The organism is Enterobacter sp. RHBSTW-00901 (genome assembly GCF_014103115.1).
Classification (GTDB): Bacteria; Pseudomonadota; Gammaproteobacteria; order Enterobacterales; family Enterobacteriaceae; genus Enterobacter; species Enterobacter cloacae_P.
The window spans coordinates 4491161-4504302 of the sequence record NZ_JABXPB010000001.1 but is presented as its reverse complement, the minus strand read 5'-3'; the positions used below and the strand labels follow the sequence as shown (position 1 = coordinate 4504302).

Here is a 13142-nt window from a genome sequence, read left to right as displayed (position 1 = left end):
GAGAGAGTTAGTGTGAAAGCTGACAACCCTTTTGATCTATTACTCCCAGCTGCGATGGCCAAAGTTGCCGAAGAAGCGGGTGTCTATAAAGCAACGAAACATCCGATGAAGACGTTCTATCTGGCGATCACGGCCGGTGTGTTCATCTCTATCGCTTTCGTCTTCTACATCACTGCGACCACCGGTACTGCCGCGATGCCTTTCGGCATGGCCAAGCTGGTTGGCGGTATTTGCTTCTCACTGGGTCTGATTCTTTGCGTGATCTGCGGTGCCGACCTCTTCACCTCAACGGTGCTGATTGTGGTGGCGAAAGCCAGCGGAAGAATTACCTGGGGCCAACTGGCGCGCAACTGGCTTAACGTCTATGTTGGTAACCTGATTGGTTGTCTGCTCTTTGTTCTGTTGATGTGGCTCTCTGGCGAGTACATGACCGCCAACGGCGGCTGGGGACTCAACGTCCTGCAAACCGCTGACCACAAAATGCACCATACATTTATCGAAGCTGTTGCTCTCGGCATCCTCGCAAACCTGATGGTCTGCCTGGCGGTCTGGATGAGCTACTCTGGTCGTAGCCTGATGGATAAAGCCATGATTATGGTTCTGCCGGTTGCGATGTTTGTTGCCAGCGGCTTTGAGCACAGTATCGCAAACATGTTTATGATCCCGATGGGTATTGTAATCCGCAACTTTGCGAGCCCGGAGTTCTGGACTGCAGTTGGGTCAACTCCGGAAAGTTTCTCTCACCTGACTATTATGAATTTCATTACTGATAACCTGATCCCTGTCACTATCGGGAACATTATCGGTGGGGGTCTGTTAGTTGGGTTGACATACTGGGTCATTTACCTGCGTGGCGACGACCATCATTGATGGTTATCTCAGGCAGTAAATAAAAAATCCACTTAAGAAGGTAGGTGTTACATGTCCGAGCTTAATGAAAAGTTAGCCACAGCCTGGGAAGGTTTTGCGAAAGGTGACTGGCAGAATGGAGTAAACGTCCGTGACTTCATTCAGAAAAACTATACCCCGTATGAAGGTGACGAATCCTTCCTGGCTGGCGCAACCGACGCGACCACCAAGCTGTGGGACAAGGTAATGGAAGGCGTTAAACTGGAAAACCGCACTCACGCGCCAGTTGATTTTGACACCTCCGTTGCTTCCACCATTACTTCTCACGATGCTGGTTACATCAACAAAGCCCTTGAGAAAATCGTTGGTCTGCAAACTGAAGCGCCACTGAAACGTGCAATCATCCCGTTCGGTGGTATCAAAATGGTTGAAGGTTCCTGCAAAGCGTATAACCGCGAGCTGGACCCAATGCTGAAAAAAATCTTCAGCGAATACCGCAAAACCCACAACCAGGGTGTATTCGATGTTTATACCAAAGACATTCTGAACTGCCGTAAATCTGGCGTTCTGACTGGTCTGCCAGATGCGTATGGCCGTGGCCGTATCATCGGTGACTACCGTCGTGTTGCACTGTACGGTATCGACTTCCTGCTGAAAGACAAATACGCTCAGTTCGTTTCCCTGCAGTCTGACCTGGAAAACGGCGTAAACCTGGAAGCCACTATCCGTCTGCGTGAAGAAATCGCTGAACAGCACCGTGCGCTGGGTCAGATCAAAGAGATGGCTGCTAAATATGGCTGCGATATCTCTGGTCCTGCTACCAACGCTCAGGAAGCTATCCAGTGGACTTACTTCGGCTACCTGGCTGCTGTTAAGTCTCAGAACGGTGCAGCAATGTCCTTCGGTCGCGTATCCACCTTCCTGGACGCTTACATCGAACGTGACATCAAAGCAGGCAAAATCACAGAACAAGACGCTCAGGAAATGATTGACCACCTGGTCATGAAACTGCGTATGGTTCGCTTCCTGCGTACGCCTGAATATGATGAACTGTTCTCTGGTGACCCAATCTGGGCAACTGAGTCTATCGGTGGTATGGGCGTTGATGGCCGTACTCTGGTTACCAAAAACAGCTTCCGCTTCCTGAACACCCTGTACACCATGGGTCCTTCTCCGGAGCCGAACATCACCGTTCTGTGGTCTGAAAAACTGCCTCTGAACTTCAAGAAATTCGCCGCTAAAGTGTCCATCGACACCTCTTCTCTGCAGTACGAGAACGATGACCTGATGCGTCCGGACTTCAACAACGATGACTACGCTATCGCTTGCTGCGTAAGCCCAATGATCGTTGGTAAACAAATGCAGTTCTTCGGTGCGCGTGCAAACCTGGCGAAAACCATGCTGTACGCAATCAACGGCGGCGTTGATGAAAAACTGAAAATGCAGGTTGGTCCTAAGTCTGAACCAATCAAAGGCGACGTGCTGAAGTTCGACGAAGTGATGGACCGTATGGATCACTTCATGGACTGGCTGGCTAAACAGTATGTTACTGCGCTGAACGTTATCCACTACATGCACGACAAGTACAGCTACGAAGCCTCTCTGATGGCGCTGCACGACCGTGACGTTATCCGCACCATGGCGTGTGGTATCGCTGGTCTGTCCGTTGCTGCTGACTCCCTGTCTGCAATCAAATATGCGAAAGTTAAACCAATTCGTGACGAAGACGGCCTGGCTGTTGACTTCGAAATCGAAGGCGAATACCCGCAGTTTGGTAACAACGACTCTCGCGTTGATGACATGGCGGTTGACCTGGTAGAACGTTTCATGAAGAAAATTCAGAAACTGACTACTTACCGTAACGCTATCCCGACTCAGTCTGTTCTGACCATCACCTCTAACGTTGTGTATGGTAAGAAAACCGGTAACACCCCAGACGGTCGTCGTGCCGGCGCGCCATTCGGCCCAGGTGCTAACCCAATGCACGGTCGTGACCAGAAAGGTGCAGTTGCCTCTCTGACCTCCGTTGCTAAACTGCCGTTTGCTTACGCTAAAGATGGTATCTCTTACACCTTCTCTATCGTGCCAAACGCGCTGGGTAAAGACGACGAAGTGCGTAAAACTAACCTCGCAGGTCTGATGGATGGTTACTTCCACCACGAAGCGTCCATCGAAGGTGGTCAGCACCTGAACGTGAACGTCATGAACCGTGAAATGCTGCTCGACGCGATGGAACATCCTGAGAAATATCCTCAGCTGACCATCCGTGTATCTGGCTACGCAGTACGTTTTAACTCCCTGACTAAAGAACAACAGCAGGACGTTATCACCCGTACTTTCACTCAGTCCATGTAAGTGGAATTGACTGAAATCACGCGTTAAAAAGCGTACAATAAAGGCTCCACGCAAGTGGGGCCTTTTTAGCACCCTCTCCACACCAGTCTCTTTTGTCCGCTATCTATACTTTATGGATAACAGCCAAAACAGACTTAAACACAGCCGGTTTTGAGCTGTGCATACACAGGCCCCGGACGGGCCGATGCTGGAGATATCACCGCAATGTCAATTATTGGTCGCATTCACTCCTTTGAATCCTGTGGCACTGTCGATGGCCCGGGTATCCGTTTTATTACCTTCTTCCAGGGCTGCCTGATGCGTTGCCTGTACTGCCATAACCGTGACACATGGGATACCCACGGTGGCAAGGAAGTGACCGTTGAAGATTTGATGAAAGAGGTGGTGACCTACCGCCACTTTATGAACGCGTCCGGCGGCGGCGTGACTGCATCCGGCGGTGAGGCGATCCTTCAGGCTGAATTTGTACGCGACTGGTTCCGCGCCTGCCACAAAGAAGGTATCCATACCTGCCTCGACACCAACGGGTTTGTGCGCCGCTACGATCCGGTCATCGATGAATTGCTTGAAGTGACCGATCTGGTGATGCTCGATCTCAAACAGATGAACGATGAGATCCACCAGAATCTGGTGGGTGTTTCCAACCATCGTACCCTGGAGTTCGCGAAATACATCTCAGGGAAAGGTATCAAAACCTGGATCCGCTATGTTGTTGTACCCGGCTGGTCAGATGATGATGATTCTGCGCATCGTCTGGGCGAATTTACCCGGGATATGGGTAACGTTGAGAAAATAGAACTTCTGCCCTATCACGAGCTGGGTAAACATAAATGGGTGGCGATGGGTGAAGAGTACAAACTCGATGGCGTTAAGCCGCCGAAGAAAGAGACGATGGAACGCGTTAAAGGTATTCTTGAGCAGTACGGCCACAAGGTCATGTATTAATAAAAGGCCCGGTGAGAACCGGGCCTTTTTGTATTCTATTTGAAGACGCCATTGATAATGCTGGTCACAATCGCCGTACTCAATGCAACTAAGACCAGATCATCACCTACCACTCGCCACTCATAACCCGGATACGAAGGAAGCTGATCCAGCATAGAGGCAGGGACAGTTTTCTTAGCAATCCCCGGAGGAAGCGGTTTGCCACGAGCAAGGTTTTTCGCAATGCCCGGAGGCAATGAATCATACCCCGTTAAACCATAGTTCAACGCCAGATGGCGGGCATGATCGAAGCTGACGCGTGCATCAACATCATCGCTGACGTTTTTGCTCGATTTACCATGCACCTGGCTTGCGTTATTTTGTTTATTACTATGATTGCCAGAATTTCCGTTCCCATTATCACCGGAATTCCCGTTTCCATGATTGCCGCCATTGCCTTGTCCACCGCTGTTGCCGTGGCCACCACCATTCCCGTTTCCTGGGTTAGCCATGACCGGCGCAGTTGCGAACGTTAAAGACAACACTACTGCCAGAGCTGTAGTGGAAAAACGACGTATAGACATGATTACTGCCTTTTAGTGGTAGAACGTATTTGAATTATCGCCTCGCGCAATAAACAAACAATACGTAAAACTCTTATATGTGATGAGAACAAAAAAGCCTGTCATTGACAGGCTTTCATTTAATCAGGCATGTGCCACTGGGGTTGGATGCTCACCCGCTTTGCGCAGCAGCATTAAGAGGTATATAAACGACACGCTGGCGATCATAATAAAGAGCAGGTTGTCGGAATAATTCTGCATCAGCATGGCGGTAAACGTCGGCCCCAATAAGCTGCCGATGGTATAGCTTAATAACAGCGCCTGGTTCATCGCCACCAGTTGGTGATGTTCCACCTTCTCACAGGCCCATGCCATTGCGACCGGATAGAGCGTGAAACCCGCGGCTCCCAGAATAAACAACGCGGGAGCCATCGCAGCGTTGCTGAGCATGGCGAGACACCCCATGATCACCACAAAGACCTGCACGCGCAGCACCAGCAGGCGGCCAAAACGGTCCGCCAGACGGCCAACTGGCCACTGCCCGACAATACCTGCACTGACCATCACGGCCATCCAGAACCCGATCCCGGAATCACTAACCCCCTGATGGTTCAGCCAGAGCGGCATCAGGCCATAGAGCGACCCCAGCACAATGCCAGAGATAATACAGCCGTTCACTCCCAGACGCGCCTGACGCAGCTTCAACATCGGCCAGACGTGGGTCGTCGCTTCCTGATGCTCACTGCTCTGGTTCACAATACGCGTGAAGAGCAGTGGCAGGATCGCCGCCAGCGTCATACCCGTGACCCACGGCAGAACACTCATCAAATCAGTTGGCAGTTTGTTGACCATCAACTGCCCGAGCACGGTACCGACATAATAGACCATCATATAAGCCGCCAGCAGGCGGCCACGGTTGCGCGAAGTGCCACTGCACATTAGCGCACTTTCTACGACTACCCAGATCATCGCGCAGCCTACACCGGCAATAAAACGCCAGGCCATCCAGCTCCAGAAGCCAACCATCAGCCCCAGCCCGGCGCACCCGGCGGCGAAAATCAGCGACGCCAGATAATAGCTACGGTTAAAACCAAAACGTTTAATCAGGTTCCCTGTCACCAGGGTTCCCAGCAGGTTTCCCGTAAAAAACGACGAGCTAACCATACCCACCTGCCAGGTCGGTAAGTTTTCATGGGCGAGCCACAGCGGGACGAGCGTGTTTAACACCGCGATCGCCAGGGTCAGCAAAAGCAGGCCACAGAGCAACAGAAGCACTGGCCGGGTATAGGTGGTCATGGATTAAAAACCGTGAGGAAATTCAGATTTCGTGCGCATCATGCCACTGGCAAAAACAAAGTCAATCCACCGGTTCTGGCTGTGCGCACGATAAGTCCCTTGTCGATTTAAAAAACTCATCCTGCTACTGCAATATCTGTCATTAATATTAATTATGTATATGTTTTTATTTATTAATGGTCAGAATCTACACCTGATGACAGTCGAAAAATTTCATGATCGGAAAAAGAAAAGCCGGGCACTAAGTCCCGGCTTTATATAACAAAAACTGGAGTTAACTGGCGACGGCCATCCCAACGGTCATATGCAAACCGTAGAACACCCCACGGCCAATCAATTCACCGACCAGCACCAGCACAAACGCCAGTGACAGCAGCGGCAGCGCGGGTTGATAGCCCTTGATCTGAGGCGTAATCCAGCAGACTAATGCCGCCACCAGCAACACCACGCGCCAGGCCATCAGCGAACCGTAATCCGGCACCAGTGCAGAAGCCTGTTGAATGGAGCTGTGAATGGTTGCCAGTTCTGCCCCCTGCATCAGAGCAACAACCGCACTCACCACCAGCGCCAGCAGCGAAACAACCGGCAGTAAACGCATTGCCCAGCCATCAACACCCGCAACGCGTAACAGCAGGAAGCCGAGAAGCGGCCCGCCGATAAACATCGTCAGGAAGAAGCTCATCGGTGTCCAGACGCTGTACCAGGTCGGTACGGTGTCGATAGTGTTATAAACCCGCACCATCATCCACACGAACACCACGCCCAGCACCATCGTGACCACAAGCCACACGCTACGCAGACCCGCAGGCAGTTTTTTCAGCGCGGCCAACAGCCAGCCCAGACCACCCACAGCAAAGAAGATTGCCCCGCTAGCGATTTCGTTACTGAGCGAAGACGCACCTACGCGGTTCAGGGAGTTGAACGCGCGCATTGGCGAGCCGAGGTGTAACGTAGAGGCGATAAACCCGATCCCCATCAATACCCACAGGCCAAACATGCTCAATACCAGACGTTGCTGTTGTTCGGCATTCAGATTGCCTTTTAACAACGCAAGGGCGAGAACAATGAAACCGCCCGCAACGCACTGTCCAAAGACCGTGAAGATCATCAGCGGCCATTCATGCCATCCACTTCCCATCTCACACCTCCTTCGGGTTTGCCAGATAGCCGGTGGTATCACCCGTCGGGCGGCTGTTGGCGTTAGGTTTAATCACAATGCTCGGCTTCGTGAAGTGCGCCGACGGCAGCGGCGCGACGGCAGCAAGCTGGCCGTGTTTTTTACGCAGCTCTTCTATCGGGCCGAAGTCCAGCGCACGCAGCGGACAGGACTCCACGCAGACGGGCTTTTTGCCGTCTGCGACGCGGGTATAGCAACCGTCGCATTTGGTCATGTGGCCTTTGGCGGCATTGTACTGCGGCGCACCATAAGGACAGGCCATATGGCAGTAGCGACAGCCGATGCAGACATCTTCGTCCACCACCACAAAGCCGTCCTCACGCTTATGCATCGCCCCGCTCGGGCACACTTTGGTACACGCCGGATCTTCGCAGTGGTTGCAGGCAATCGACAGGTAATAAGCAAAGACATTCTGATGCCAGACGCCATTGTCTTCCTGCCAGTCGCCGCCCGCGTATTCGTAAATACGACGGAAGCTGACGTCCGGGGTTAAGTCTTTGTAATCTTTGCAGGCCAGCTCGCAGGTTTTGCACCCGGTGCAACGGCTGGAATCAATATAAAATCCATACTGGGTTGTCATCGGTTACTCCTTACACCTTTTCAACCTGAACAAGGTTCGTGTGGGACGGGTTGCCTTTCGCCAGCGGTGATGGGCGCTGCGTGGTCAGTACGTTAATACTGCCTGCCTGGTCGATACGGTTTGCATCCGGGTTGTACCAGGCCCCTTCCCCCAGCGCGACAACGCCTGGCATCATGCGCGGTGTAACCCTGGCTTCAATGTGTACCTCTCCACGACCGTTAAAGATGCGTACGCGATCGCCATTGCTGATACCGCGCGCTTTCGCATCTATTGGGTTGATCCACATTTCCTGACGGCAGGCGGCTTTCAGTACGTCTACGTTGCCGTAGGTTGAGTGTACGCGTGCCTTATAGTGGAAACCGGTCAACTGCAGCGGGAATTTCGCCGTCAGCGGATCGTTGTAGTTTTCGAAACCAGGCGTATAGATTGGCAGTGGATCGATAACGTCCCCGTCCGGAAGCTCCCAGCTGGAGGCGATTTTCGCCAGCGCTTCCGAATAGATTTCGATTTTGCCTGACGGCGTCGTCAACGGGTTGGCGTGAGGATCTTCCCGGAATGCCTTATACGCCACGTGGTGCCCTTCCGGGTCACGCTGTTTATACATCCCCTGCTTGCGGAAGGTATCGAAGTCCGGCAGGTCAGGGATGGCTTTACGGGAGAGTTCATGCAGATGACGCATCCACCCTTCCTGAGTACGCCCCTCGGTAAACTGCTGCTCAACGCCAAGGCGTTTTGCCAGCTGGGAGGTCATCTCATAGATGGTTTTGCACTCAAAGCGCGGTTTGATGGCCTGATCGGTGAAGATCACATAGGACATGTTGCCGCAGGAGGCATCAAGCGCAAAATCCATCTGCTCAGAGGCGGTGCAGTCCGGCAGCAGAATATCGGCATATTTCGCCGACGAGGTCATGTGGCAGTCGATCACCACAATCATCTCGCACTTCTTGTCATCCTGCAGGATTTCATGGGTACGGTTAATTTCAGAGTGCTGGTTGATAAGACAGTTACCGGCATAGTTCCAGATCATCTTGATCGGCACATCCAGCTTGTCTTTACCCCGCACACCGTCACGCAACGCGGTCATTTCCGGGCCACGTTCAATTGCATCCGTCCACATAAACATGGAGATACTGGTCTGAACCGGGTTATCCAGCGTCGGCATACGCTCAAACGGCACGTCATAAGAGCCTTCGCGCGCACCGGTGTTACCGCCATTAATACCAACGTTGCCGGTCAGAATGGAGAGCATCGAAATGGCGCGGGTCGCGATTTCACCGTTTGCGTGACGCTGCGGCCCCCAGCCCTGGCTGATAAAGGCCGGTTTGGCTAAACCAATTTCACGCGCCAGTTGAACAATACGTTCGACCGGAATACCGGTGATGGTAGAGGCCCACTCTGGGGTTTTCGCCACACCGTCACTGCCCTGACCGAGAATGTACGCTTTGTAATGCCCGTTAGCCGGTGCGCTGGCGGGCAGGGTTTTCTCGTCATAACCAACGCAGTATTTATCAAGGAATGGCTGATCGACAAGGTTTTCGGTGATCATCACCCACGCCAGCGCGCTGACTAATGCGGCATCGGTACCAGGACGGATAGGGATCCACTCATCTTCACGCCCTGCACCGGTATCGGTATAGCGTGGATCGATAATAATCATACGTGCATTGGATTTCGCGCGAGCCTGCTCAAGGTAGTATGTCACCCCGCCGCCGCTCATGCGCGTTTCACCCGGGTTATTACCGAACAGCACCACCAGCTTACTGTTCTCAATATCAGAAGGGCTGTTACCGTCTGCCCAGCCACCATAGGTGTAGTTCAGACCTGCGGCAATCTGTGCAGAAGAGTAGTCACCATAGTGATTGAGATAACCGCCGCAGCAGTTCATCAGACGTGCTACCAGCGTTTTTCCCGGTGGCCAGGAACGCGTCAGCGTACCGCCAAGAGTCCCGGTACCATAGTTCAGGTAGATGGATTCGTTGCCATACTCTTTGATCAGACGCTGCATGTTGGTGGCAATGATATCGTAGGCTTCATCCCAGCTAATGCGTTCGAACTTCCCTTCCCCACGCTGACCGACGCGTTTCATCGGATACTTCAGGCGATCCGGGTTATAGACGCGGCGGCGCATTGAGCGGCCACGCAGGCAGGCACGAACCTGATGTAATCCATCGTAGTTATCGTCGCCAGTATTGTCGGTTTCGACATACTTAATTTCACCATCCACCACATGCATACGCAATGGACAACGACTACCACAGTTTACGGTACAGGCACTCCACACCACTTTTTCCGGGGCTGTCGCCGGGGACAGAGCATCCGCCGCTGATGCCAGTCGGGTAAAGGGGAGCGTGAAGGCACTGCTGGCAACAGCCAGGCCGCCAATTGCCGTGGTTTTCATCAACCCACGGCGAGTGACCTCGGCAGCCATTAACGCATCAGGCGCTTTGATTTTCATAGAGACTCACTTTGGTTGCTCACAAAAAAAAGAGAGGCGGCCCAGGCCGCTATATAGCCTTATATACAACGTATTTCTTCGTTATCAGCGCGTTATGCTGACTTTCATTCGGAGGAGTATTACCACTTTAGAGGGAGGGGTTATTGCTTCGTATCAAATCAGAGGCATAAAAAAAGCGCCCTCAGGCGCTTTTTTGTTTTACGACAAATTAACCGATGTACTGCTGGCCTTTCATGTACGGGCGCAGCACTTCAGGGATCTCAATACGACCATCCGCCTGCTGGTAGTTTTCCAGCACCGCGACCAGCGTACGACCCACTGCCAGACCAGAACCGTTCAGGGTATGCACCAGACGGGTTTTCTTGTCAGACTTGTTACGGCAGCGTGCCTGCATGCGACGCGCCTGGAAATCCCAGACGTTAGAGCAGGAAGAGATTTCACGGTAGGTATTCTGCGCAGGAACCCAGACTTCCAGGTCGAAGGTTTTGCAGGCACCAAAGCCCATGTCACCGGTACACAGCGCCATACGGCGGTACGGCAGACCCAGCAGCTCCAGCACTTTTTCAGCATGGCCGGTCATCTCTTCCAGCGCATCCATAGACTCTTCAGGACGCACGATCTGCACCATCTCCACTTTGTCGAACTGGTGCATACGGATCAGACCACGGGTGTCACGGCCATAAGAGCCCGCCTCTGAACGGAAGCACGGAGAGTGCGCCGTCAGTTTGATTGGCAGGTCATCTTCGTCGATGATCTCATCGCGCACGAGGTTGGTCAGCGGTACTTCTGCCGTTGGGATCAGCGCATAGTTGCTGCTGTCAGCTTCCTCGTCCAGCGGACGGGTATGGAACAGATCGCCAGCAAATTTCGGCAACTGACCTGTACCGTACAGCGTATCGTGGTTCACCAGATACGGTACGTAGGTTTCGCTGTAGCCGTGCTGTTCAGTGTGCAGATCCAGCATGAACTGCGCCAGTGCGCGGTGCAGGTGGGCAATCTGACCTTTCATCACTACAAAGCGAGACCCCGTCAGCTTAACCGCTGCGGCAAAGTCCAGTCCTGAGTGCATTTCACCCAGCGTCACGTGATCGCGAACGTCGAAGTCGAACGCGCGAGGAGTGCCCCAGCGTTTCACTTCAACGTTGTCGTTTTCGTCTTTACCGACAGGCACGCTGTCGTCAGGAATGTTCGGGATCGCCAGAGCAATATCACGAATCTCTGCCTGAAGAACGTCCAGTTCCGCTTTCGCCTGGTCCAGCTCTTCACCCAGTTTGTTCACTTCCAGGCGTAATGGCTCAATGTCTTCCCCGCGCGCTTTCGCCTGGCCGATGGACTTCGATCGAGAGTTACGCTCTGCCTGCAGATTTTCAGTTTGTACCTGCAGAACTTTACGACGCTCTTCAAGAGCGCGCAGCTTATCTACATCCAGCTTAAAGCCCCGGCGTGCCAGTTTGTCAGCGACTGCGTCTGGCTCATTACGCAGCAGATTGGGATCGAGCATGCTTATCCTGTGCTTATCGAATTAAAATAGGGAAATGTAACCACAGCCTGCGGTCACAGGGATACTATGCCAACATTACCGCAACGATTGAACTAACGGTAGCGTTTTATAGGGCTATTTTGATCCTGTCCGGCGAGCCAGGCGAGCTTTTCGCCAATCTTGCCTTCAAGACCTCTGTTTGTAGGGTGATAATAGCGGGTTTGTGCCATCTCCTGAGGGAAATATTCCTCTCCGGCAGCGTAGGCATTGGGTTCATCGTGGGCGTAGCGGTACTCCTGCCCATAACCCATCTCTTTCATCAGTTTGGTCGGTGCATTACGCAGATGAACCGGAACATCATAGTCCGGACGTTCACGCGCGTCAGACATGGCCGCTTTAAATGCAGTGTAAACCGCATTACTTTTCGGTGCACAAGCCAGATACACAATCGCCTGCGCAATGGCGCGCTCACCTTCCGCTGGCCCGACGCGGGTAAAACAGTCCCACGCGGAAAGTGCCACCTGCATGGCGCGCGGATCGGCATTGCCGACATCTTCAGAGGCAATCGCCAGGCAGCGACGCGCAACATACAGAGGATCGCCACCCGCACTGATAATGCGCGCGTACCAGTAGAGCGCCGCATCCGGCGCACTGCCGCGCACGGACTTATGCAGAGCAGAAATCAGATCGTAAAAACGATCGCCTTTATTATCAAAACGCGCGCTGCGTTCACCGGCAATTTCAGTAAGCAACTCCGGTTTCAGCATTCGCTTACCAGCATCGTCAACTTCAGCCATATCGGCCATCATTTCCAGCGTGTTCAGTGCCCGCCGCGCATCACCGTTGACCAGCTCCGCAATTGCCCGCCGCGTCTCGTCCGGCAGAACGATATCCTGCCCGCCGTAGCCGCGCGCTTTGTCGTCCATCGCCTGCGTCAGAACCTTTTCGATATCGTCAGTCGTGAGCGATTTAAGCAGGTACACACGGGCGCGGGAAAGCAGCGCCGAATTCAGTTCAAATGACGGGTTTTCCGTGGTCGCACCGATGAAGAAAATTGTGCCGTCTTCAATGTGCGGCAGGAAAGCATCCTGCTGGCTCTTATTGAAGCGGTGGACTTCGTCCACAAAGAGGATGGTACGACGTCCTGCATTACGGTTCTGCCGCGCTCGCTCGATCGCCTCGCGGATCTCCTTCACGCCAGAAGTGACGGCAGAGATGCGTTCCACATCGGCGTTCGCATATCGGGCGATCACTTCCGCGAGTGTCGTTTTACCGGTTCCGGGTGGGCCCCAGAGGATCATCGAGTGCAGATGCCCGGCCTCAATGGCACGCGGCAATGGCTTGCCCGCAGCCAGCAAGTGCTGCTGGCCGATGTACTGCGCTAAATTTTCTGGCCGCATACGGGCGGCCAGAGGTTGAAACGCATTATCTGAAAAATCGAGCGACAGGTTGCCCACTCACGC

General features: G+C 53.2%; 10 protein-coding genes. 3 read left to right on the top strand and 7 right to left on the bottom strand.

Features of this window, described 5'->3' with window-relative positions; translation table 11 throughout:
- Positions 1–12: 12 nt before the first annotated feature.
- The 3 genes from focA to pflA all read left to right on the top strand — a co-directional run bounded on the left by focA (position 13) and on the right by pflA (position 4149).
- A complete protein-coding gene (gene focA, locus HV318_RS21695; protein WP_182274383.1) occupies positions 13–870 on the top strand; it encodes a formate transporter FocA in 858 nt (285 codons plus the stop codon).
- A gap of 51 nt (positions 871–921) precedes the next feature.
- Positions 922–3204: a formate C-acetyltransferase gene (pflB, locus tag HV318_RS21690; protein WP_182274382.1), complete on the top strand. Its 2283-nt coding sequence runs from the start codon at positions 922–924 to the stop codon at positions 3202–3204.
- A gap of 204 nt (positions 3205–3408) precedes the next feature.
- On the top strand, positions 3409–4149 hold the full coding sequence (gene pflA / locus HV318_RS21685) for a pyruvate formate lyase 1-activating protein (protein WP_182274381.1): 741 nt from the start codon (positions 3409–3411) through the stop codon (positions 4147–4149).
- Positions 4150–4184: 35 nt separating this feature from the next.
- Here the strand turns inward: pflA and HV318_RS21680 are convergent, their stop codons facing one another.
- The 7 genes from HV318_RS21680 to rarA form a co-directional block, all read right to left on the bottom strand.
- Entirely contained in the window at positions 4185–4712 is a 528-nt protein-coding gene (locus HV318_RS21680) for an anti-virulence regulator CigR family protein (protein ID WP_182274380.1), read from the bottom strand.
- Between the two features lie 123 nt (positions 4713–4835).
- Complete coding sequence (locus HV318_RS21675; protein ID WP_182274379.1) at positions 4836–5987, bottom strand: MFS transporter; 1152 nt, start codon at positions 5985–5987, stop codon at positions 4836–4838.
- Between the two features lie 274 nt (positions 5988–6261).
- Positions 6262–7125: a dimethyl sulfoxide reductase anchor subunit family protein gene (locus HV318_RS21670; protein WP_182274378.1), complete on the bottom strand. Its 864-nt coding sequence runs from the start codon at positions 7123–7125 to the stop codon at positions 6262–6264.
- Between the two features lies 1 nt (position 7126).
- Complete coding sequence (locus HV318_RS21665; RefSeq protein ID WP_182274377.1) at positions 7127–7744, bottom strand: DMSO/selenate family reductase complex B subunit; 618 nt, start codon at positions 7742–7744, stop codon at positions 7127–7129.
- A gap of 10 nt (positions 7745–7754) precedes the next feature.
- A complete protein-coding gene (dmsA, locus tag HV318_RS21660) occupies positions 7755–10199 on the bottom strand; it encodes a dimethylsulfoxide reductase subunit A (protein ID WP_182274376.1) in 2445 nt (814 codons plus the stop codon).
- Between the two features lie 208 nt (positions 10200–10407).
- The gene (gene serS, locus HV318_RS21655; RefSeq protein ID WP_182274375.1) at positions 10408–11700 is read right to left on the bottom strand and encodes a serine--tRNA ligase; all 1293 of its coding nucleotides are present in this window, start codon (positions 11698–11700) and stop codon (positions 10408–10410) included.
- A gap of 92 nt (positions 11701–11792) precedes the next feature.
- Complete coding sequence (rarA, locus tag HV318_RS21650; protein WP_182274374.1) at positions 11793–13136, bottom strand: replication-associated recombination protein RarA; 1344 nt, start codon at positions 13134–13136, stop codon at positions 11793–11795.
- Between the last annotated feature and the right edge of the window lie 6 nt (positions 13137–13142).